The organism is Paraburkholderia suaedae, from assembly GCF_040812055.1.
Taxonomy (GTDB): Bacteria; Pseudomonadota; Gammaproteobacteria; order Burkholderiales; family Burkholderiaceae; genus Paraburkholderia.
On record NZ_JBFOAH010000044.1, the window covers coordinates 14,108 to 37,086 of the forward strand.

Sequence of the window (22,979 nt, forward strand, 5' to 3'; positions counted from 1 at the left end):
TCTCCATCGTGATTTTCGAGAAATCGCAGCACGCTGCCTAAGCGCCATGCTGATCGCACCACTGGATGGCCCAACGCTGCGCCGCCTCGAAAGCGTCCGCGTCGGAGCGATAGTCCCCGAGATCGCCCGAATACTTCATCTCGACGAAATCGCCACCCGCCGAGACACGCCGGTAGATCTTTGCGCGAGCGTAATAACGGCCACCTTCATCGAGAGGCGAAGCGTCGATGTGGAACTCCTTGTAGTCAAACTGCATGGCCGTCTCCAAAAGATTGCTCTACTCGTCGTCGCTCCGGACAAGCTTTGGCCGCCCCGTCGCGTCTCCATTGACTCCGGATTTGCCTCTCGGTTCAAAGGTGCCGATCCGGACGCCCGACGCAATGGCTGGGACGCTAACCCGTGGGTATGGGCCGTCGAAAGCAAGCGCATTTTGAACTGAGCCACCTGCAAGGAACTGCTATTTACCAGTCTGACGCAGGACAAGCGCCCCGCGCTGACGCCCAAGGCTCTCCAGCTGGTTGCGTCGCTTGCAAAAAGGGCAAATGAAATAGAGGCCGAAGTCGTCGATGCCGGGCTCGACCAACTTGGTCGGAATGTCTTGACGGCAGCGGATACATAGCCAGAACCCGGTATCGGTCATGACCGCCTCCCATCGGGCAACAGGACACGAGAAATCAACGATAGGACAGATTCGCGCAATACCCAAGACATAACGGATCAAAGGGCGGTTGCCCGTCCACGAGGAGTTAAAAACAAAATGAACCTACACATTACCGAGAAGGCGCTGAAAGAATTCGTCATGCCGGCGGGCAGGAACAAAGTAGTGGTGTTTGACCAGGAGCAGTCCGGCTTTGCAGTCAACATCACTCACCGGGGCACCATGAGTTATGTCATGGTCTATCGCGACGCGACCGGTGTCCAACGGCAGGAAAAATTGGCCCGCGTCGGGGATGTATCGGCGAACGCTGCCCGCGCACTGGCCAAAGCGCGCCTCGCAGAGTTGGAGCTGAGCAGAGGCGACTCAGCACGTCCTCGCCGGAAGTCGTTCCCAACGATGGACGCTTTCTTCTTCGATACGTTCTTACCTGCGGTGAAGAACACAAGCCGGTCTTACCGGGCGCATGCATCGATCTATCGGAACCACATCCAGCCTGTGTTCGGCAAAAAGCGTTTGGATGAGGTTAGCGGGCACGACGTTGTTGAGTTCAACACCGCTCTCAGAGAGAAGCTAGTAGCCGGCGGCCGCTGGAAAACGCAACCGGATGCGCGACTCTCAGACGGTTCGGTCAAGCGCATCCTCATTCTCCTACGGCACATTTTCAACGCGGCGATCCGGGACAAGAGTAATACGCTGACCCAGAACCCGAGCCACGCGCTGCAGCTCACCACGGTCCGCAGGGTGAAGGGGCGATTTTTGACGCGGTCGCAACTGGAAGCACTTTTGATCGCCGCCTCGGAGTCGGACAATGACAGCCTTGCTGACATTCTTCGCGTCATGGGAGCCACGGGATTGCGAAGGGAAAACGTCCTGGCGATGAAATGGGCGTGGCTGGATGAGGCCAGAGGTACGCTGACTGTGCCCGCGGAGGCCGACAAGGCAAAGAAGGGTTTCGTCCTGCATCTTTCCGTCGGCGTCCTCGAGCTGTTACATGATCGTCGGCAAGCCGCCTCGGGGCCGTGGGTCTTTCCCAACCCGACCACCGGCAAACCCTACACATCATGTCGATCCGCGTGGGTAACCGCGCGGAATAAGGCCCACCTCGAAGGTCTGCGAATGCACGATCTCCGGCATACGTACGCATCGATGATGCTCGATTCAGGAGCGGACATAGTCGACGTGCAGCAAGCGCTGGGACACACCCAACTGAAAACCACCGCGGTATATCTGCATCTGACCGAGGGCCGAAAGCGCGCGAACGCGAACGCAGCTGCGCATGCGACCGGCCTTTTTAGATGACTGCGCGCTGCAGCGAAAGTACCCACCGAGCCCCGCTTCTGCGGGGCTTTTTCTTGTCGAACAAGTATGGACGGAAAATATTCGAAGACTCGCTGACTTGCTGACTCAGGCTCCCTCCTCCGCTGACTGCCGTGGCATCAGGTGTTGCGCATCATCTAATTTCGTCTTCCCGTTGATTCGGTCAGCACTACTACTGACTCACGGAAATTCATCAAAATAGGTAAACGAAATCAACCAGGTAGACAAGGGTATCCGGTACGCTCACTACGGGTGTGGATAGCGCCACGCTGACGGGCAATGGCGTTGTCAACGGCGTGCTCGGAACCGACTCTACGGGCAAGTCGGTCGCAACGCTGACCACGCTGGACTCGATTACGGGCACCGGTACGGGCAACACCCTGAATCTCAGTGATTTGGGGACTACCACCGTTGTCGGCGCAGTGACTACTGTTACCGGCGACACGCTCCCCGCCGGCATCACGGTATCCGGCGTGCAAACGGTAAACCTCACATCGGCTGTCGCTACGGCTGCGGACGACTTCTCCGGCTTTACGGGTCTGACGCAACTGAACGTCAAGGAAATTGGCGGTGCTGCGGGCATTACCGTTGCTGGCACAACTGCCGTCAACCTGACCGATGCGGCATTGGCTGCGAACAGCATCCAGGTCAACGGTGGCTCAAACGTGTCCGTGACCGCTGCAGGTAGCACGGCTGCTGCCGCTTCTGCGGTCCTTGCTACAAACGCTGTTACGGTCGGGAGCACGGCTGCGTCGGCGCCCAAGGGCACGGTTTCGGTCACTGTCGGCGACGTTTCTGCTGCAGCTACCGCAGGTCAGGTTACCGCCAATGCACCGGTCACGGTCTTTGGCAACTCCGTTGTCGTCAATGGCGGCACGGCCGTTACGGTGACCGAGAACATCACGACGAAGGACACGACGGGTATCATTACGACCACCGGCGGCGCAGTCAACGTTACCGGCACGGCAACCACGACCAGCGTGACGGTCAATCAAACCGCTGCTGCGACTGCAGTGATTGGTCATGGTGTCATTGCGGGCACTCCCGCAGTTGCACAGGTGGACACAATTACATACACCGGCAACATTACTACCGCCGGAACCTTGATTCAGTCAATCAACGGGCAGACCTACACCATCCCCGTAACCACTGCTGACACGCCGACTACCATCGCAACTGCCATCGCTGCTGCTATTGCAGGGAATGCTGCGGCAGGCGTGACGGCTACTGCAGCCGCTGGCGTACTTACCGTGACGATGGCTACTGCTGGAACGGCGATGATTGCGCCTTCCGCTGTAAGTGGTACCGCCATCGGCGATACGGCTGCCACGGTGATTACGACGGCGAACGCTCCCATTGGTGCAGCTACTCCCGCTGCCACCGCCGTGGAAGGTATCGCAGACGGTGCCGTGACTGTCCAAGACGTGAACTTTGCCAGCACGACCAAGGCCGGCACGATTACGTCCGTCTCGCTGAACAACTTCAGCAATGGCGCGTCGATTAACGACACTGGCTTGACGAACCTGACCTTGGCCGGTACGGGCGGGGCTGTTGCTATCAACGAAGCGGGTTCCCTGGCTGCACAGGCAGTGACGGCGCTTAACCTGACGGCAAACGCAGTCACGGGTGCAACAGCCGCTGTGACCGACGCAGGCATCAAGACGCTGAATGTTGTGACGGGCGGCGCTGCTGCTTCGACGCTCGCATTCAATGATGCTGCACTGACAACAGTTAATGTCGCCGGTACGCAGAACATCACGCTGACTACCCCGATTTCGACGAATGTCGCGGCAATCAACGTTAGCGGCGGCGCTGGCATCACCACCAGCATTGGTGCCACCACGGCGTTCGCCTCGACCGGCACGGGTAACGATGTGGTGACCCTCACCGGTGCGCTGACCAAGACGTCGGGCGGCTCCATCAGCTTTGGCTCCGGCAACAACAGCCTGCTGAGCGCAGGTGGCTCTATCGCATCGGGCGTGACCGTGAACGGCGGCACGGGTGGCATGAACACCATCTCTGCTTCGCTGGTAAACGCGGGCAATGCCGCTGGCATCTCGAACTTCCAAGTCCTGGACGTGTCGAGCTTCGGTTCGGGCGCGGGCAATGGCTCGTTGGACGCTTCGCTGCTGGCAACGGCAGTGTCGGGCGTGGCGATCAGCTCCGCGATCACGAACGGTACGGCAACGATCCAGAACCTGGCATCGGCTGCTACGGTGACGGATACGCTGGATGCAGCGGGGTCTAGCAGCCTCGTCCTGACCCATGCGGGCACCGGCACGAACTCGTTGGCTATCAACTTCGCCGAGACCAGCACGACCTCGACCAACGTTGAGACCATCGCTTCGTTGACCTCGACCGGCGACAGCACGATCAGCATCGTCTCTGGCGGCGCTTCGACGAACGCAGCGTTTGGTAACGCTATTTCGACCATCGCCGAAACCAACAATAGCCTGACTTCGGTGACGATCTCGGGTGCCAAGGCCTTCACGCTCGGCGGGATCACCACGGCCGTGAACAACACGACCATGCCGACCGCGGGCTTCACGGCTTCGTCGCTGACGAAGATCGATGGTTCCGGCGCAACGGGTCACCTGACCATCACGGCAGGCGCAGATTCTGGCGCGGGCAACAACGTTGTGAAGTACACCGGCCTGACGATCAACGGCGGCACCGGTGGCGACACCATCGTCAACCACGCCGTCAGCGGTGTGATTAACGAAGGCGCTACGGGCTCGACGTTGTCCAACACGCTGACCGTAGATGGCGCAAGCGCTACGATCAACGATGCCGCGTCGGCTGGCACTGACACCATCAACCTGAGCGGCTTCAGCAACACCGCGACGCTGGGATCGGGTAAGGGTGTGACCGTGAACGTGATTGATGACGTCGCGGCAAAGATGAGCGATGTCGTCAACGTTACGTTCGGCAGCGGCGCCGCCAACGTCAACGACAACCTCACCTACCACACAGCTGCGACGGGCACGACTTCGGCGACGAACGGCGACATTCTGGTTTTGAACGGTACGTTGCACGGTAACTCGGTGTCGTTCGGGACAGTGGCGAACGCTGGCGGTGCGCTTGGTGCAGCTGCGTCGGTTGCCGCTGCCCAAACGTTCGATCAGGCCGTATTCGCGGCTCAATCCGGCACGGCCAACACCGTGACGTGGTTCCAGTTCGCCGGCAACACGTACGTTGAGAACAGTGGTGCTTCGACTGCCACCACGATGGACAACAACGTCGTCAAGATCGCGGGTGTTGTTGATCTGTCGCACGCAACGGTTGCTGCTACGCATGTGACGTTCGCGTAAAGCTGTCGGTAGGACGCGAGGGGCGGCCCCATCACAGGCCGTCCATCTCGCAAACATAGCCGCACAGTATTGCGGTAACGGGGGAAGCCGAGGCCACAAGCCTTGGCTTTTTTGCATCCGTCGAACGAGTCAAATTAGCTAGATAAGTCGGCTTTTATGCCTTGGATAACCCGGTGAAGTTTTCCGCATCCACATCATGCGGCCTTAACTGGCTTTTATATTTTTTCAATTTACACATGTCGCTCACAGCAAGACCCGGTGCACGGGCGCAAGCATGATGCCGCGATTACTCATCCCGACAGGCCGCTGGAAGATTGACGTCGACGCGGCCAACGAACAGTCGACCATCCGCCTGTGCGGGCGGGCGTTCCCCAACGTCTGGAGAGTCGAACAGCAAGTCGAGACCGTCGTACTCACGCAGGACCAGGCGCAAGAACTGGTCTCCTCGCTGAACATGGCGCTGCTGGAACTGGAACTGCAACGGGCGGCCGACCTGGCGCGGGCCGCGGAGGGTGCAGTGGACTCGACCGCCCGCAATTCGTGGTAAACATCGGCGCTGATTGCAAAAGCTCGCAAAAAGCGGGCAGTCAAATAGTGTCTCGGGACAGCGATGAGAAGAGCGTCAGGTCTCATTCGTTCCACAAAAAAAGAAACGTTTGAGAAATTAATGAGCCACTTTCAGCGCAGCGCGATCGCCCTCTTCTCAATTATCATCATCGGCAGCATTCTCTCTGCCCTGATACCGCCAATGCAGTCGCCCGACGAGATCGGACACACCGATCGGGCGTATCTGCTTTCGATCCTGTCGCCCACCAGGACCTTGCCCCAGCTATCGACCGGCGGTTACGTTGACGACGCTTTGCAGCAATACCAGGCCACGTGGGCTCAAGCGCTCGCTGCGAAGCCAGACGCGAGGGTTAGCCGCGAGACGGCCCAGCAAACCTCGACAATCAGGTGGGCACATGAACGTGATTACACAGGCCTTTCCGGCGCGGCCCCGTATTTCCCACTCGGGTACTTGCCTCAGGCCCTTGGCTTTCGGATAGGACAGACGCTCGATCTGGGCGTCGGCACGTCCTACCGGCTCGCTAGATTCGCAGCGCTGACGGCGGTCGCAACGATCATCGCTTATGCGTTTAGTATCTTCCCACCGAATGCGCTGGTGATATGCCTGCTTGCGCTGCCGATGACCATGTTTCAGATATCAAGCGCCTCGGCCGACGGTATGTCATTCGCGTGGACTGTTCTTGCCGGTAGTCTCTTCCGCGTCGGCATGCAACGCGATGAAGTGTTCTCTGCCTGGAAAGGAGCGCTGCTAATTCTTTCAGCGTTCATGCTGGTCACGAGCCGCCCGCAAATGGCTGGCGTCCTCGTCCTGCCATCGGCTGTGTTCTTGGTCCGCAATGACAAACGTGCACTCGTCGCATCCGTTGTCAGCTCGGTGGCGGCCGTAGGATGGGTAGGCTACGCTATGTCTTCGAATGTTGATTTTCGTTTGACGCGCTCTGTGACATCGAAACAGGCTGTCGAATTTTACGCACATCACCCATCTGATCTGGTGGGAATCACATGGCGAACTGTCACCGACCACGCCGTTATCCGCGATTACTGGCGCGAGTTCGTCGGCATCCTGGGGTGGCTTGACCGGCCGATGCCCGCGGTCGCATACGAAGTCGCGGGCGCTGCGCTGGTTTGCGCGGTCGCAATATCGTTCTCCAGGCGAATTGGCGGCGCTACTCGGGCGCTGGCGGTGATGGCCGCGATGCTAGCTGTCCCGCTAACGTTTATGGCGCTCCTGATGTCGTGGACAGATCTGCCTGCTGATGTGATCAATGGCGTGCAGGGGCGATACTTTATCGCGCCAGCCCTCCTTGCCGCATGCGCCCTCGGCGCAAGGGATACGAGCAAACGGCGCAACTGGGCCGCACTCGTTCTCTCCGGTGCCTTCATTGCGTTTTCGACCACGATGACGGTCTCGACGCTGCTATGGAAGTACTACCTATAAGACCAAAGATGTCAACGAATACGAAATTGACTAGCATCTTGGAAACCATCCTCAAAATAGCGGCAGTCAAATTGGCGCTCGTCGAACAGCATGTCGAGACCGTCGTACTCACACAGGACCAGACGCAAGAACTGGTCTCCTCGCTGAACATGGCGTTGCTGGAAATGGAGCTGCAGCGGACTGCCGACCTGGCGCGGGGCGCCGAGGGTGCTGCGGTGAGCGAGTGCGGCTGTTGATGTTAGACGCAACGAATCCCACAGCCGCGCTGCAAACCGCGCGCATCGCTTATGCCATTGCGCTGAATCTGGCCTTGCAGCAAAAGCGGGGCCTCAGTTCTCAATGGCCGCCACGAAGGAAGCGCCTGCTTGGATACACTTTCGATTTCCGTCGCTGCTGACTAAGCACGGGTGCGAAATCGCATTTTCCGGTTTTCTGTTTTTTTAACCACGAATTTCCATGTCACCCGTTGAGAGACCCGATTCCCGGCTAAAAAGCATGCTGCCGCAATGGCTCATCCCACTGGGGCGCTGGAATGTGCGCTCCGAATCACCCTATGGTCAGGGCACCATCCGCATTTCGGGGCAGGCGTTGTCGAGCCTGTCACAGGAGACGGCTGCCTATCAGCTCACGCTCACTCCCGACCAGGCGCAGGAGCTGGTTTCCGGACTGAATCTGGCGCTCGTGGAACTCGAGCTGCAGCGGACCGCCGACCTCGCGCGTGGTGCCGAGGGCGCCGGCTGACTGAGGTGCGTTCTGCCCGTCACTCGCTTCCCGGAGCTCTCCCTGTGCCGCGCCGCAAGAACCGTACGTCCAACGAAGTGCCCATGAACGCGCCTTTGTTCTTGCCGGTATGCGACTGGCACATTGGCGCGTCGGGTCTGCGGGTCGCGATGCATTTCGGTGCAGAGGGGTCCCCGGACGGTTCGGTCACGGCAGGCAACCACGGCTTTGTTATGACAGCGGAGCAGGCGCGATAGGTCATTTCTTTCGAGGCACGGTAGCTGGCGCTGGTCGAAAGGTCTTCTACTGTAACCATCCCGCTCCCGATACCGCCAATCTGCAGGACGCGCTTGAGGTGGCCCGCAAGCTTTGCGACACCTGGTTGAAAACAAGCTGGCATAGCATGACCGCAGAAGAGTTCTTAAAGCTCTTTCAAAGTCGATAGCGCATCTGCATCGAATACTGTCAACTATCTGGCCTGCCATGTCGAATGTCGCAAATTGGCCGGACGCCGCATATTGGTGACTTTGGTTTCGACCAGCCGCATCGCGCCGACAGCAACCGGCTGTCCACACCACCGTCAGGCAACCTCGGGGCGCGAGGCAGGCTGCGCCAATGCGAGCCGATTGCCGCCGAGCGACTTCGCGTTGTATAACGCCGCGTCGGCAGCTGCCAGCAGGTCGGTAAGCGTGGACGCACCGGTTCCGAACTGTGCGAGCCCAATGCTGACCGTTGCTTGTATCGCGACGCCGTCAATCCGGTGAGGGATCGTCTCAGCGAAACGTTTAGCGACGATCTCGCCCACTACTTTGGCGCGAAGGCTGTCATGGTCGGGAAGCAGGGCAGCGAACTCTTCTCCGCCGATGCGCGCGAGAATCGCATCGGGACCCACCACGCTCCGGGCTATGTCGCCAAATACTTTCAGTACCTCGTCGCCCGTCTTATGACCGTATCGATCATTGATTGTTTTGAAAAGATCGAGATCGAATGCAAGGAGGGAAATCGGGCGGTGTGGTTCTGCGTCGCTGATCACGCGCGCGCCCTCTTCAAAAAACCATCTGCGATTGCCAAGACGGGTCAGGTAATCCGTTTGGGACTCTCGTAGAAGCTCGCCATGGGTCTCCTCGCGGATCAGCCTTAGCAGGGTCATCGGCAGAACAACCGAATACAAGACTCCTTCGTACATCGTAATGTTGCTAGCGACCGACACAACGTCCCGCCCGTACCGTGCCGCCAGCAAAGGCAGGATGTACGCTCTGGCAGCATATAGGAGCGCATGGATGCCCGTCACCAACACCGCGATATGCCGCGATTGCATCGACTTCATGCCGTCGCATCGCAGCAGCTCGAAAGACGTCACGCCGCTAGCCAACGCGATCGGAATCGCGCTCGCGTAGTACCAGACCGAATCCTCCCAGCGCGCGCCGGCCACGGCCCATGTGAGCGCCAGCAGGATGAGCATCGCAGCAGAGCTGTTACGGTATTCCCGGCCGCTCAAGGATGCGACGCCTTGCAGGACCAGCAAATAACCGGTGACGACAACGAGGTTGCTCAAGGCGGAGCCAGTCGCACCGGGCAGCTCGTGACGAACTGTTGCCGCCGCACAGCCGATCGCAAGCGTTGCGTACCCAGCTGCCAGTATTTTCAATTCCTTGCTGCGCCTGGGATGTGTTCGATGTTCCCAGAGCGTCATCCCGGAACTGGCGAAAAGCGTCCCAACCAAGAGGAAATAAAGGGTGAGAAGATCGACGTGCATCGCTGAGGAGAGAATCCTATGCCGGTGTATCGCGGCGGCAATTCAAGGCAAAAAATTCGATAGTGGGATGATAGTCGAGGTATGGTCCTGGCTGCACTTGAAGGACGCTCACCTTTAAGCTAAGGAGAGAAACGGCAACACGGCGACCCAGCCCCATGTAACGGCAAAAATGGACAGAACTTTATAGCCGTCAAATAAAAGCATCAAACGACCGTGGTCGGCTGGCGTCTCGCAGCCGTGGGTTAATCCGCCGATTGTCAACGATCTGAGACTCCGTGTCGAAGGTCCGAAACTGGCCGCTAGTTGCCGATCTCGACCCATGACGGCCGCGAGGCTGGCTGGAGTCCACAGTAGCTTGGCAAGGACGAGGCCTTTGATGTCCCGTAGTTCAGGGGTTGGAATGACAGGCGCGAAGCCCGCCAGACAAGGCATTGCTACAGTGCTGTAGCAGCAAGGAAAAGCACGCCCCGAGGGGGCTTTTTGTTGGTTATTATGGCCGTCCCCCGCAGATCACGCGCGAAACGCGACGGCGGGTTCAACCGGTCATTCGCGAATGAATTCATTCGCGAGTTCCATCGCCTGCTGGGCGTCACGCCGCGCGAGCTGAGCGTTGCCCGGACTGGCGACGCGACGGGCAATGCGTTGCTGGTCCGCAGCAACGAGGCGGAACCTGCAGGCACGCCGCGGGAATACGCGCCGCCGTCAACCCGGCACAGCGCCCGTCAATTGCGCGTACACGTCGTGCGCCAGCTGCAACAGCACCTTGCGGTCTATACCGCCGGACACCGCATAGCCGAAGTCGCCGTCAACCCAATAGAACACGTTCACCGGCCCGTCCTGATACAGCTTGAACGCTGTGGTGTTCGAGTTCACCTGACGATGCGAGATGCACAGCGTGACACGCTCGCCGTTCGGTCCGCGATACATGAACTGCGCGGTGGGCCCGTCGGCGCCGGGCAACAGGCGGCCGCCCGACAGCGCGAAGCCGCTCTTCGACAGCACCGGCGGATGCACGTCGGTGCCCAGTCGACTGGCGAGCCACTGCACGAAATCCTGTTCGTGGTCGGCACTCATTTCGGCCGGCCGGTCGATGGCTGGCATGTAGACCACGTGCGCCACCGCCGCACGCCGCGCGAACACCTCGGCGCTGTCCGCGCTGACCGGACGCGTATCGGCGTGATCCGCCGCAGCCGGCGCGCCAATGTCGCGCCCCATCTGCGTGCCAACACCGATGCCCACCCCCAGCAGCAGCGCCGCGGCGATGCCGGCGAACTGCGGCCAGTTGGCGGCGATGCGCCAGCCGCGCGGCACGGCCGCTTGCAGCCGCTTGGGCACCGGTTCGCTCAGCACGCGGTCATAGCGCTCGTGGAACATGTTGTTCAGCGAAAAATAATCGCTAACGCGCACGGCCAGTTCCGGGTTCTGTTCGAGCGCGCGTTCGACGTCGAGACGGCGTGCGTCGGGCAGCGTGCCGTCCACATACGCGTGCAGATCTTCTTCGCCGATCGGCATATGTTGGTCGCTCATCGCACCACCTGTAATTTCGCAGCGGGCTGGCTGCCCGCCATCAATGCCCTGAGCCTCTCGCGTCCGCGCGACAGCCGCGACATCACCGTGCCGATTGGGATGTTCAGCGCGAGCGCGACGTCGGCATAGCTCATTTCCTCGAGGCCGACCAGCAGCACGACTTCCCGCTGCTCCATCGGCAGACGCTGCAGCGCGTAGTCGAGGTCGCGCATTTCCAGCGAGCGGTTCTGCTCGGAGGGTACCGCCAATTCGCTCTCTGCGATGCTGTCGTCGTCGACCGCGACGTGGACCGCGCGCGCCGACGCCTTGCGCGCCTGATTCGCGAACACGTTGTGCATGAGCGTGAACAGCCACGCGCGCAGATCGGTGCCCGGCTGGAACATGCCGGTGCGGCCGAGCGCGCGTTCCAGCGTGTCCTGCACCAGATCGTCGGCGAGATCGCGATTGCTGATCAGCGCGCGCGCATAGCGCCGCAAGCGCGGCACATGCTCCATCAACTCGTCACGGACATCCATTTTTCATCCCGATGTGATCCGGATCGCGGGGCTCTTACTAAGCATAGGGCGAGTGGCCATGGATTGGACGGCGACGTGCATTCGAGGGGCGAACACGGGTCAGCGCATTTTTATTCCGCGAGTTTTGGCTAGCGTACTGACCCGTTACTGAAGTCGGTGCGCGGTGATCGCGCGGTCAGCGCGTCGGCGGCGCGCATCAGGCCGTGGGTGCGGGCGTCGCCTGCGACTACGAAGCGCTGGCGCTGGGCGTTCCACGTCAACAGCCGAATCTCGCCGATGCGGCGCGCGGCCCATTGCGGCTGCGGCTGCGCGAGCAGTGCTAGCGTCGACATCAGCACGACCGGCTGGTTGTCGCGATTCAGATAGATGAATTCGCTGGCTCGCTGAAATGGGCCGAGCGGCACGGCTCGCTGCTCGACGAGTCGCAAGCCGATGGCCTCGAGCTCGGGCGCCGACGGATCGGCGCGCGTCGGCGCTGCCGCGGAAGCCGGCCGCGCGGCGACTTCCGCCAACGCCATCAACGCGGCGTTCTCGAGCGCTTGGGGCGACACCTGGGTCGCCGCAAGCCAGCCCGTCGCGGCTGCGAGCGTCAGAACGAGCACCGCGAGCGCACCGGCCAGCTTGCGCACACGTCCCACGATTTTGACGCGCACGATTGCGCGCCGCCATCGGTGGATGCGGTTCGTCGCGGGTTCGTCGGCGGTTCGGAACGCCTGCTGGATCTGCGCATTCAGCCTGCCGTAAAACGCGACACGCCGCGCTTCCGTCGGGTCCTTGCCGAGATAGGCGCGCAGAAGCGCGGCGCGCTCCGGCGTCAGTTTGTCGTCGGCGTAGGCCTGGATGTCGGCTTCGGAAAGCGGCGAGTCGGGAGGGGCGTCCGTTGAGGTCATGGTGACGGTAGGGCTCGGAATGCGGCTATCGGTTGGTGAACACGGGCTCGCGCGGATTTATTCCGCGCATTGAGTTTGGAGCCGTTTGCCGTTTTCAATGCCGCCGAACGGTGAGCAACCGCGGCAAGCAAACCGTCGCGCGGACGCTTTTATTCCGGTCTCCAAAGACGTTTTTTTACACGCTCGAAGCCGGAATAAAAGCCGCCAGGCCGTGGTTCGCCGTCATGCGATCCCGCACAACACTGTCAGGAGTTCATCATGAAGAAGCTCGCATTTGCCGCCTTGTCGGTTGTCGTTCTCGCCGCTTCGTCGAGCGCGTTTGCCCAAGGCAAGACGCGTGCTCAGGTCTACCAGGAACTGATCGAGGCACAACAGAACGGACTGGATTACATCACGGACGCGTCGTATCCGGATGTCAACCCGGTCTTCGCGCAACAAGTCAAAGAGCACAAGGAAGCGCTCGCTGCGCAAGCGGCGGCAGCCAGCCGCGTCGCGAGCGGCAGCGCGCCGGCAGGCAACGCCAATTGAAACATCGGCAGCCGGCGCGCAAACGGAACGCGCGCCGGTTTGTCGAGTGGCGATGTGTCCCGACGGGACGTGGAATAGATCGTCGTAGCGTGTGTTAGCCGGTCTGTGCATCCATTCGAAACAGGAGTCATCGTGACCCAACCTTCCGTTCACAACTCTGAGCCTCGCTGCGTGCCATGCCGGCTCGCCGCGATCGGCGCGCTCGTGCTTGCAGTGGCCAGCGGCTTCGCGTACACGGCGGGCTGGCTCACGCCCGCGCGTCTGACGGCGTCGGGTTTGATCAACACGTTCGAAACAGTGGCCGGTCAGCCGTATCCCGGCTATCGGCGCAATCATGCGAAGGGCCTGTGCGTCGAAGGGTACTTCGACAGCAACGGCGACGGCGCTACGGTCTCGCGCGCGGCGGTATTCGCGCCGGGGCGCACGCCGGTGACGGGACGCTTCGCGGTGCCCGGCGGCAACCCCTCCGCACCGGATACCAGTTCGCCCGTGCGCAGCCTTGCGTTGCAGTTCCAGTTGGCCAACGGCGAGCAATGGCGCACCGGCATGAATTCGACGCCCGTGTTCGCGGTGCACACGCCCGCGCAGTTTTATCAGCAACTGCTCGCCGCGAAGCCGGACCCGGCGACCGGCAAACCGGACGCGGCAAAACTCAAGGCCTTCTATGCGGGCAACCCCGAGACGTTGCCGTTTCAGAACTGGGTCAAAGCGCACCCGCCTTCGTCGAGTCTCGCCAACGCCGCGTACTACGGGATCAATGCATTCCGGTTTACCGACGGCGCAGGCACGACGCGCGCCGTGCGCTGGGCGATGGTGCCCGAGACGCCCTATGCGCCGATCACCGATGCGCAGAAAGCCGAGATGAATTTCCTTCAAGCCGACCTCGATCAGCGGCTCGACAGCGGGCCGTTGCGCTGGCATCTGATCCTGACCGTTGCGCAACCGGGCGATCCCACCGACGACGCCACGCTGCAATGGCCCGACGCGCGCCAGCATATCGACGCAGGCACGCTGGTGCTCGATCGCGCGACATCGCAGGAAAACGGCACGTGCCGCGACATCAACTTCGATCCGACGATCCTGCCCGCAGGCATCGCGCCATCGGACGATCCGTTGCTTGCCGCGCGCTCAGCCGCCTATGCGCTGTCCTATCAGCGCCGCACCCGTGAAGAAGCCCTGCATCCCACGATTCATCAAACGCACCTCAAGGGAGACCGCTCATGACGCCGGCACGCACCTACTTCAGTCCGCTCGCGCGGCTGCTGCACTGGACGATGGCGCCGCTGATCGTCGCGATGCTGTTCATCGGCGTCGGGATGGTGGCGAGCGTCTCGCGCGCGCACAACACGCTGATCGCGATTCACAAGCCGCTCGGCGTTGCGTTGCTGCTGCTAGTGGTGCTGCGCGCCGCCGTGCGCATCACGCGCGGCGCGCCGCCGTTGCCCGCCGACATGGCGACGCCGCAGCGCATCGCGGCCAAAGCCTCGCACCTGGTGCTGTATGCGCTGATGGTGGCGATGCCGTTGATCGGCTGGGCGATGCTATCCGCAGCGGGCTATCCCATCACGCTATACGGTCCGCTGCATTTGCCGCCGATCGCGCCGCATGACGTCGAGCTGTTCGCGTTGCTGCGAGCGTTGCATACGTGGCTCGCGTTCGGGCTGTTCGCGACGGTGCTGCTGCATCTCGCGGCTGCGCTGTTTCATGGGCTGATCCGTCGCGACGGCGTGTTTTCGAGCATGGCGCGCGGCGGCCGTTAGCAGTTCGGGGTTCGTAATTGCTCCAAGGAGTGGTCTCTCGTCCGATGGAGTTATTAGCAAACCGTGCGTTGACGCCAACCGATCCGGGACGAACGACGTGCTTCATGGAGATGTGCCTCATTACCGGTACTTTCCTGGTCCTTCGTTCGTCAGGAGGCCGGTTCCCGGCCGCAAACCTGACACCGACGCCCTTGATCTGGGCTTCGGCGAAAACCACGCGTCCCCAATATATGCATACCGCAGCATCGTGTGCGGCGCCTTCTGGTCGCGTACGTGCGTGACGCCGCACGCCGCGCACGTCCACGTACGATCGGACAAGGTCAATTTCGTCGGGGTGCAGCAGCCTGACATCGCTGCGTGGGCTTCACGCGCTTCGTGGGGATGATTTCCAGCCGCGACCGATCCAACAACGACTCACGCGCGCACGAACTCCGATCCGGCCACCCACCGCCGGGTCGCTCATCCCCCCAGCAGCCCGAACACCGCGACCCCGTTCGTCGTGCCGACGTACACTTTGCCGTTGGCGATCATCGGCGTGATGAACTTGTTGCCGACGCCGAACTGATCGCGCGTGCCAGCCTGATTGCTGTTGTACAACTCAGCGAGCGAGACCGGGTCAAACGCATGCAGCACGGCCGTGCTGCCATTTTCCACCGCCCACACGATGCCGTTCGTCGTACCGTTCGCCGAGACGCTCGGCGTCGTGCCCGGAAACGCGAACGTCATCGAACTCCGTGCGGACGGGGTAGTCGACAGCAACGCGTTGCTTACCGTGAACGCTTTCAGGTTGTCGCCGACCGGGCCGAAATACACGCGTCCGTTGTAATACGCGGGCATCCCGAATTCGGGGCCTGCGAGCTGCCCGCTGATCCGCTGATAGATGTTGTCGCCCGACGCGTTGAACTTGCCCATCGAGTCGCGATTCAGCACATAGATGTTGGCGTCCTTGCCGGCGCCGAGCGTCAGGTGCTGCACGGCACCGTTCGCGTCGGTCAGGTCCGGCAGCACGAGCGCGCCGCCGGAGCCGAGGTCAATGTCGTCGTCGGCCTCGTGCGTGACGTTCGCCATCGCAAAGTAGTCGGCGACCGAGAGACCGCCTTCGGTGCCGAGCTTCAGGAATCCATTGCCGAAGTCGCCCATGTTCGGAAAGCCGTTCGCGTTCAGTGTGGTGTCGAACGTGCCGTTGCCGTCGAGCAGATAGATCGACGAGCCGTCCGACGCCGGTCCCGCGCCGCTCATCCAGATCGCGCCGCGGATGCCGTTCGGCGTCACGTTCAGCACTGTCGTCTGCTGCAACGTGCCGGCGCCATAGCCGATGATCCAGCCGGTATAGCCGCCGTCGTCGCAGTGCGAGGTCCACGTCGTGTACAGCACGTCGTTGAGCAACAGCAGCCCGGCTCGCTCCGCATACAACGCTGGTATAAACGGCACGACGCCGTTCGTGCTGGCCGCGCCGTTGCCGGGGTATGAAGCGCCGATTTCCGTCGGACTGCCCAGCACTCCGGCGCCAGTCGAGAGGTCGAGCGCATGCACCCGGTGATGGTAGTTGCCGGCCGTGTCCTTCGACATCGACACGTAATAGATGGTGCCGTTCGGGCCGCGCGTGCGGTCGATCACCGGCGTCGCCGTGACGCCGATCTCCTTCGTGATCTGCCCGCAGCCGAGGTCGTCGCTCGCCGTTTCGCCGGGCGGCAACGCGCCGCGCTTCCAGAGTGTGGCGCCGCTGTCGGCATCGAACGCGAACACGGTGTCGTGCTCGGTGACGACGTACAGCACGTTATGCGCGATGCCCGCGATCGACTGCGCCCCTACGTACAACGGTTGTGCGTCGACCTTGCCGTCCACGGCGAAAAAGCCAACTTTGCCGAACGTCGCCGATTCGACGTTGGCGGGCGTGAGGACGGTCTCGTTGAGCGCCTGGCCGGTGCGCGCGATGTCGTTGTGGTAGGTAAGTACATCCTGGGGGCCGGCCGTCTCGCTCGCCGCCGCTCTGGCGGTGCTACTGGCGCCGGCGCTCAAGGCCCCGCTGCCGCCGCTGGCGTCCGACGCGGTCGTGTCGTCGCCGCCGCTACCGCCTCCGCAATCGGCGAACAGGAACGCCGACAGCAGGATCAATCCACTCAACGCATACAAACGGCGCCGCGAATGCTGAGCTTCCATGACGGACTCCCTCATTGCGCGTTGTGGCGCGACAAGAGCGTGAGATGCTAGCCACGCGCCTGGCAATGTCAACGAAGCTTAGCACCGGCACCGCGGTTCGCGACGCCAGCGTTCAGCGCCCAACCGCCCCGGCCTCTGCCGCTTTGTATCGGAGCTTTTGCAACAGGCCGCCCGGCGCGGCGTCGAGAAAGGCGTTGGGACGAGCTGGACGAGCCCGTATTTTCTGAAGCGAAAGGAGCGGCGACAAAACGTCAGGCCACCGCAAGGACTGCCCCCACCTGACGAACCTGACCGACTGCACTTGGCGTGCTCGGCATAGGCGTCGGCCAGGTCTCGCAGACCTTTGGTGTGGCGGGAACGTCCGCGTCGGTCGGTACGATCATCTCCGCGCCTGAACGTCTACCGGCTGTCGCCCAGGCGCTGTCGCGAGCCGCAGACCGTAGTGCCGCGGAGCCGGCGAACTGCTGGGCGAACGAACATGGAGGACCGCCGGCACGCGGATTGCGCACCCACGGTTCTGCTGTGCGATATTCGACAGGGGAGACATCATGAACAAGCTTGCGTCCATTCTCGTGTGGGGCGTGCTGGCCGCTGTCGGCGCTTTCGCCCTCGCCAGGCTCGCGCTCGGGCGCGGTGAAAGTGTGAATGCCGTGTGGCTCGTGACTGCGGCCCTCATTGTTTATTTCATCGCATACCGCTTCTATAGCAAGTTCATTGCCGAGCGCGTATTGCGACTCGACGACACGCGCCAGACGCCGGCCGAGCGCCACGACGACGGCATGGACTACGTACCGACCAACAGGTGGGTGCTGTTCGGCCATCATTTCGCCGCAATCGCTGGCGCCGGTCCGCTTGTCGGTCCCGTGCTGGCAGCGCAGATGGGCTATCTGCCCGGCACGCTGTGGATCCTCGCGGGCGTCGTGGTGGCCGGTGCGGTGCAGGATTTCATTGTGCTTTTCGCGTCAGTGCGCCGTGACGGCAAATCTCTTGGCGAGATGGTCAAGATGGAACTGGGCCCGGTTCCTGGCTCGCTGGCTCTCGTCGGAGTACTCGCGATCATGATCATCATTCTCGCGGTTCTGAGCCTCGTGGTGGTCAAGGCGCTTACGTCCAGCCCGTGGGGTCTCTTCACCATCGCGGCGACGATACCGATCGCGCTGCTGATGGGCGTGTACATGCGGTTTATCCGTCCGGGGCGGGTAGGAGAAGCGTCCCTGTTCGGCGTCGTACTTTTACTCATCTCGATCGTACTCGGGAAGACGGTCGCCAACGATCCCACCTGGGGACCGGTCTTTACCCTGACCGGCCCGCAACTGGCGTGGGCTCTCATTCTGTACGGCGCCATCGCCTCCAGCCTGCCGGTCTGGCTGATGCTCGCGCCACGCGACTACCTGAGTACGTTCCTGAAGATCGGCACGATCATCGCTCTCGCGGTCGGCATCTATGTGGTCGCGCCCACGCTTTCGATGCCACGGACCACGCGCTTCATCGACGGCACCGGACCCGTGTTTTCCGGCACGCTCTTTCCTTTTCTGTTCATTACCATCGCCTGTGGCGCAGTCTCGGGTTTTCATGCGCTCATTTCCTCCGGCACCACACCCAAGATGATCGAGCGTGAGTCGCATATGCGTCTGATCGGATTCGGCGGCATGCTCGCCGAATCGTTCGTCGCAGTCATGGCGCTGACGGCAGCCTGCATCCTGCATCCGGGCATCTACTTCGCCATGAACGCACCGGCGGCAATCATCGGCACGACCGCCGCGCACGCTGCGCAAGTCGTGTCGAACTGGGGATTCGTCATCACGCCGGACCTGATCAACCAGACGGCCGTGAACATCGGAGAAACCAGCATCCTGTCGCGCGCCGGCGGCGCCCCGACGCTTGCCGTAGGCATGGCGCAGATTCTCGGTCAGGCCCTGGGTGGTCAGACCATGGAGGCCTTCTGGTATCACTTCGCCATCCTGTTCGAGGCGCTGTTTATCCTGACAGCCGTAGACGCCGGCACGCGGGTCGGCCGCTTCATGATTCAGGACATGCTAGGCCATGTCTATCGGCCGCTCGGCGACACCCAGCTCCTGCCCGCGAACCTGTTGGGCACTGGCCTCTGCGTGGCAGCCTGGGGCTACTTTCTCTATCAGGGCGTGGTCGATCCGCTCGGTGGCATCAACACACTCTGGCAGCTTTTCGGGGTGGGCAACCAGATGCTCGCCGGCATTGCCCTGCTGCTCTGCACCAGCGTCCTGGTGAAGATGAAGCGGGAGCGCTACATCTGGGTGACGCTGGTGCCGACAGCGTGGCTCCTGATTACCACGCTCACTGCAGGCATCCACAAGATCTTCCATAGCGACCCGCGTATCGGCTTCCTCGCGCTGGCGAACAAGTTCAGTGACGCCGCCGCGCAGGGAACCGTACTCGCTCCCGCCAGGTCGATTGCGGAAATGCAGCGGGTCGCCTTCAACAACTATCTGGATGCGGTGGTCTGCGGCTTCTTTGTCGTGCTGGTGCTGGCGATGTGCGTCTTCGCCGTCACGATCTGCTTGCGGGCGCTGCGGCAGGCACAGCCCACCGTCAACGAGACGCCTGTTGTTGTGCGCGCCAGGGGGGCTTGATCATGAAAACTATCTTCAATGGCAAACTCGCGGCGATGCCAGTTCGGGGCGCGAATGCCGCGGCCCGGAGCAACGCACTGGGGACACGGCTATCGGAGCTTGCGCGCACCATGCGCGGAGCCTGCGCGCAGATGTTCGGCATCCCGGACTATGAACGCTATGTTGAGCACATGGCCTCGCGCCACCCGTGCGATCCGCTGCTGTCGCGACGTGAGTTCTTCATCTGGGCCATCGATCGGAAATACAGTCGCAATGGGCCGAGATGCTGTTAGCGTCGCTCGTGACCTCCATAATCGTGTCTTTCGGCGGAAATCGCACAAGTTGATCGCCGGGCACCACGGGACCGAATTGTTTCGGTCGGCGCATCCCGTTATCGGCTTGTGCAGGGGGCTGGGTCGAATCGGCCGATAGCGAACGTCGCTGTCCGGGCCGCTCTAAGTCCAACGGCCTGCGCAATGGGCATAAACGACTAGTGTGAGCAGTTCCAACTGCGCAAAGCAGATCGATCACCCGAACGACCTCTGCTCACTTCGTCGCCTGACGGACGTATCATCCCCGCCTGCCGGAAGGCGGACACCAACCCTTAGACGAGCAACTAAAAAGCTTTAAATTCTGCAGGGATTTAATGTACTGTGCGAGGCATCTCACCCGTAGCGCCGACACGACCATGATAAAACCGTTTGAACCGTCGAGATCATTTTGCTATCACTTTGCCCGCTATCAGGCCATACCCGAAATTTTAGTACGCCAGGAAGTCGCGACTGGCGCGCCCTTTCGCCTCATCGACGTTGCGAAGCCAGTTATCGATCGGCACCTGACGTCAGACCAGCAAGCGATGATGGTCAAGAAGCAGCAATCTGATCAGACAGAGCCGATCTTGAAGATAATCAAGTTTTACGTTCCTTTCATTGCCAAAAACACCGGGCAGTTGATTTCGTTGGGAGGAGGTTTTTTTCGACTCCCGACCGCGGAAGATCTCAACGAAGACGAGTTGGAAGACGCTGAGTTAGAAGAGGCCGTAGCCGAGGGGGACACGGCTGAAGCAGACACCTTCGATGGCACGGTGTACGCTTTCAGCTTCCCGGCGCTGCTCAAAGCTGGCGCGCCGTTCCCCATTAAGGTCGGCAAAGCGACAGGCGATGTGGATAAGCGCGTTGCAGTGCAATGCAAGGGATCCGCGACATTTGAAAATCCCGTGATCCTCGGCCGCTGGCCGGTTCAAAGAGTCGGCGCGGTAGAGTCGGCCATTCACAAGGTCTTGCAATCACGCGGTAAGTGGCGCGAGAATGCGCCAGGCACCGAATGGTTCGATACCACTATAGAGGAGATTCAGTCGATCGTTACGTTCATCGGAAATCTCGCGCAAGCCTGACGGACCGACTGCACTTTACGCTTACGAACTCGCGGCCGTCCCGATCGCCAGCGCCTTACCGACGCTACATCGCCGGCAGCATTACCCCGCTCGCAGGTTGTCTGTATTGCTTGTCAGCGATTCCAACCAGCAATGCGACGAGCCGCTTGTGGCCCGGACTCAGCCGGGCGCTGCCCCTTCTCCCGGGCGGACCCGAAGCACCTAAGCCGCCAGTCGATGCTCGTAGTACGGACGATCGCGATCGTCGAGGATCGCATGGAGCGCTCCCAGATTCGCAGGATCAGGCGATAGCCACGCGTCGATGTTCTCCGGCTTGATCGGGACGATGCAGCGATCGTGGGCCGCCGCAGCCACCTCGGATGGCGGCTCGTCGGTGATCGCGGCAAACGACAGGAGGTCCGGCTCGCCCGGCGCCTTCCAGTGCGACCATAGACAGGCGACCAGCATCTCTCCGCCAGTATTCGGTCGGAACTCCAGCACCACGTTTTCGTCCTTCTCGCCGTCCTGCAGCTCGCGCCCTTCCATCCTGGCGCGGCTGACGTTCTCAAAGAACGCGTTGACGACCATCAGCCCGTGCGAGTAGCCGAAAAGATCGCGCCAGAAGCCTTCGAGATTGTCGCGGCGTGCATTGTAGGTGCCCGGAAACTTCGTGTCGTAGAACTTGGGCTTGCCCACCGGCCGGCACTGGTAGCGCATCGGCTTGATTACCCGCTGGCCGTTCTCCATGACCATCACAGGTGCGTACGTACCCGGGAAGATGCGCGAGTCGCGGTCCTGGAGTTCGGTCCGCCTGAGATCGTCGAGGCGGCGGATCGTCGCGTCGATCTCGACCGCTCGCGTAGCAGCTTCTGACCGTGACGATCGGTTCGAAACCCCACTAGTGCGTTCTCTGCACCAGCGAGATTGTCGTCAACCTGTTCCTCGGGGCCGCCTTATTGTCGGGATCGATTCCCCCAGTTTTCGTGATCGGTGTTGCACGACTTGAAAAGCCGACCGCCAACATCTAACGTTCATCGCAGGCTCCCGAGGAGACGGCCATGGCAAGAATCGAAGCAAAGCTAGTGGAGATGGGACTGGCGTTGCCGCAGACGCTACAGATGCCTGCAAACGTAAATATGTCATTGCCATTTGCATGGGTACGCGTGCGCGGCACTCGAGCTTTTGTCTCAGGACACGTGCCGCTCAACCTCGATGGGACGATTGCGCAACCGGTCGGTAAGGTCGGCGCCGAAGTTTCTTCAGACGAAGGCTACGCAGCAGCACGCCTTGTGGCGCTTGCACAGTTGGCGAGTCTTCAGAAGGCGCTTCGAGATCTGGATCGCATTACGGCTTGGGTACGCGTCTTTGCAATGATCAACACAGCGCCCGGCTTCGATCAAATGCCACGGATCGCAAATGGCTTCTCGGATTTGATCCTTGAACTGTTCGGGCCGGACATCGGTATGCATGCTCGGTCAGCCGTCGGCGTCGCGCTCCCCCTAAATGTGCCCGTCGAGTGCGAAGCGGAAGTTGAGATTGACGGACTGCGCCTGTAACCCAGGATTGCCGTCGAGAGCCGGTCTCGTAAGCACGTGTAGGAACCATCGTCTCGGGTCGATCCAAGAACAGACGGTCAGGGACAGCGTCTGGGGTGACTCAGAAGGGTCGGTAGCGGGCCGCTCGAGAACCGCCACCACCGCGTGGGAACGTCGGATGAACAGGCAGCTCACGCCATGACCAAACCGAGCGTGCTGTGCCGCTCAGTCGGTCGAAGCGCCAAAGCAGCCGCCGCACGAACGCGCCCGGCCCAATCGCAAGCGCCCGGCACTCACTCTCGCCTCACCACCGCACTCGCACCGGCAAACCCACAAA

The 22,979-nt window shown here is 61.5% G+C and carries 20 protein-coding genes and 1 pseudogene; 13 read left to right on the top strand and 8 right to left on the bottom strand.

Features of this window, described 5'->3' with window-relative positions:
* Nucleotides 1–37: 37 nt before the first annotated feature.
* Both ABQJ48_RS34485 and ABQJ48_RS34490 read right to left on the bottom strand, forming a co-directional pair.
* Nucleotides 38–256: a hypothetical protein gene (locus tag ABQJ48_RS34485; protein WP_367842392.1), complete on the bottom strand. Its 219-nt coding sequence runs from the start codon at nt 254–256 to the stop codon at nt 38–40.
* Between the two features lie 201 nt (nt 257–457).
* Nucleotides 458–640 carry a hypothetical protein gene (locus tag ABQJ48_RS34490; RefSeq protein WP_367842393.1) on the bottom strand — a complete coding sequence of 61 codons (183 nt, stop codon included), beginning with the start codon at nt 638–640 and terminating at the stop codon, nt 458–460.
* Between the two features lie 117 nt (nt 641–757).
* Here ABQJ48_RS34490 and ABQJ48_RS34495 point away from each other — a divergent pair, with 117 nt between their 5' ends.
* The 6 genes from ABQJ48_RS34495 (at nt 758) to ABQJ48_RS34520 (ending at nt 8,032) form a co-directional block, all read left to right on the top strand.
* Nucleotides 758–1,957 carry a tyrosine-type recombinase/integrase gene (locus tag ABQJ48_RS34495; RefSeq protein ID WP_367842394.1) on the top strand — a complete coding sequence of 400 codons (1,200 nt, stop codon included), beginning with the start codon at nt 758–760 and terminating at the stop codon, nt 1,955–1,957.
* A 272-nt stretch (nt 1,958–2,229) separates the two neighbouring features.
* On the top strand, nt 2,230–5,286 hold the full coding sequence (locus tag ABQJ48_RS34500; protein ID WP_367842395.1) for a beta strand repeat-containing protein: 3,057 nt from the start codon (nt 2,230–2,232) through the stop codon (nt 5,284–5,286).
* 274 nt (nt 5,287–5,560) lie between these two features.
* Nucleotides 5,561–5,833, top strand: a complete 273-nt coding sequence (locus ABQJ48_RS34505) for a hypothetical protein (RefSeq protein ID WP_367842396.1) — start codon at nt 5,561–5,563, stop codon at nt 5,831–5,833.
* Between the two features lie 120 nt (nt 5,834–5,953).
* Entirely contained in the window at nt 5,954–7,291 is a 1,338-nt protein-coding gene (locus ABQJ48_RS34510; protein ID WP_367842397.1) for a DUF2142 domain-containing protein, read from the top strand.
* Between the two features lie 38 nt (nt 7,292–7,329).
* A complete protein-coding gene (locus ABQJ48_RS34515; RefSeq protein WP_367842398.1) occupies nt 7,330–7,527 on the top strand; it encodes a hypothetical protein in 198 nt (65 codons plus the stop codon).
* A gap of 220 nt (nt 7,528–7,747) precedes the next feature.
* Entirely contained in the window at nt 7,748–8,032 is a 285-nt protein-coding gene (locus ABQJ48_RS34520; RefSeq protein WP_367842399.1) for a hypothetical protein, read from the top strand.
* 559 nt (nt 8,033–8,591) lie between these two features.
* On the opposite strand, the gene ABQJ48_RS34525 is transcribed toward ABQJ48_RS34520, so the two are convergent.
* The 4 genes from ABQJ48_RS34525 to ABQJ48_RS34540 all read right to left on the bottom strand — a co-directional run bounded on the left by ABQJ48_RS34525 (nt 8,592) and on the right by ABQJ48_RS34540 (nt 12,699).
* On the bottom strand, nt 8,592–9,767 hold the full coding sequence (locus tag ABQJ48_RS34525) for a GGDEF domain-containing protein (protein WP_367842400.1): 1,176 nt from the start codon (nt 9,765–9,767) through the stop codon (nt 8,592–8,594).
* A 702-nt stretch (nt 9,768–10,469) separates the two neighbouring features.
* On the bottom strand, nt 10,470–11,294 hold the full coding sequence (locus tag ABQJ48_RS34530; protein WP_367842401.1) for an anti-sigma factor family protein: 825 nt from the start codon (nt 11,292–11,294) through the stop codon (nt 10,470–10,472).
* Nucleotides 11,291–11,809, bottom strand: coding sequence for a sigma-70 family RNA polymerase sigma factor (locus tag ABQJ48_RS34535; RefSeq protein ID WP_367842402.1), 519 nt, complete (start codon nt 11,807–11,809; stop codon nt 11,291–11,293). Before ABQJ48_RS34535 ends, ABQJ48_RS34530 begins: the two co-directional genes overlap by 4 nt.
* Before the next feature lie 128 nt (nt 11,810–11,937).
* Entirely contained in the window at nt 11,938–12,699 is a 762-nt protein-coding gene (locus tag ABQJ48_RS34540; protein WP_367842403.1) for an anti-sigma factor family protein, read from the bottom strand.
* 258 nt (nt 12,700–12,957) lie between these two features.
* Between ABQJ48_RS34540 and ABQJ48_RS34545 the strand changes: the two genes are divergently transcribed.
* From ABQJ48_RS34545 to ABQJ48_RS34555, 3 genes are all read left to right on the top strand, one after another.
* Entirely contained in the window at nt 12,958–13,227 is a 270-nt protein-coding gene (locus tag ABQJ48_RS34545; protein WP_367842404.1) for a DUF4148 domain-containing protein, read from the top strand.
* A gap of 132 nt (nt 13,228–13,359) precedes the next feature.
* Entirely contained in the window at nt 13,360–14,451 is a 1,092-nt protein-coding gene (locus ABQJ48_RS34550; RefSeq protein WP_367842405.1) for a catalase family peroxidase, read from the top strand.
* Nucleotides 14,448–14,987 (top strand): cytochrome b, encoded by a 540-nt coding sequence (locus ABQJ48_RS34555; RefSeq protein ID WP_367842406.1) that lies wholly within the window; start codon nt 14,448–14,450, stop codon nt 14,985–14,987. The genes ABQJ48_RS34550 and ABQJ48_RS34555 overlap by 4 nt, the downstream gene beginning before the upstream one ends.
* Nucleotides 14,988–15,446: 459 nt before the next feature.
* Here the strand turns inward: ABQJ48_RS34555 and ABQJ48_RS34560 are convergent, their stop codons facing one another.
* Complete coding sequence (locus ABQJ48_RS34560) at nt 15,447–17,147, bottom strand: pyrrolo-quinoline quinone (protein WP_367842407.1); 1,701 nt, start codon at nt 17,145–17,147, stop codon at nt 15,447–15,449.
* Between the two features lie 548 nt (nt 17,148–17,695).
* Here ABQJ48_RS34560 and ABQJ48_RS34565 point away from each other — a divergent pair.
* From ABQJ48_RS34565 to ABQJ48_RS34575, 3 genes are all read left to right on the top strand, one after another.
* Entirely contained in the window at nt 17,696–19,756 is a 2,061-nt protein-coding gene (locus ABQJ48_RS34565; protein WP_367842408.1) for a carbon starvation CstA family protein, read from the top strand.
* A 35-nt stretch (nt 19,757–19,791) separates the two neighbouring features.
* Nucleotides 19,792–20,028 (top strand): YbdD/YjiX family protein, encoded by a 237-nt coding sequence (locus tag ABQJ48_RS34570; RefSeq protein WP_367842411.1) that lies wholly within the window; start codon nt 19,792–19,794, stop codon nt 20,026–20,028.
* A gap of 395 nt (nt 20,029–20,423) precedes the next feature.
* Nucleotides 20,424–21,128 (top strand): GIY-YIG nuclease family protein, encoded by a 705-nt coding sequence (locus ABQJ48_RS34575; RefSeq protein ID WP_367842409.1) that lies wholly within the window; start codon nt 20,424–20,426, stop codon nt 21,126–21,128.
* Nucleotides 21,129–21,329: 201 nt separating this feature from the next.
* On the opposite strand, the pseudogene ABQJ48_RS34580 reads toward ABQJ48_RS34575, so the two are convergent.
* Nucleotides 21,330–21,956, bottom strand: a pseudogene (locus ABQJ48_RS34580) (SOS response-associated peptidase family protein); the annotation flags it as partial.
* Nucleotides 21,957–22,165: 209 nt separating this feature from the next.
* On the opposite strand from ABQJ48_RS34580, the gene ABQJ48_RS34585 reads away from it, so the two are divergent.
* Nucleotides 22,166–22,663 (top strand): RidA family protein, encoded by a 498-nt coding sequence (locus ABQJ48_RS34585; protein ID WP_367842410.1) that lies wholly within the window; start codon nt 22,166–22,168, stop codon nt 22,661–22,663.
* Nucleotides 22,664–22,979: the final 316 nt, after the last annotated feature.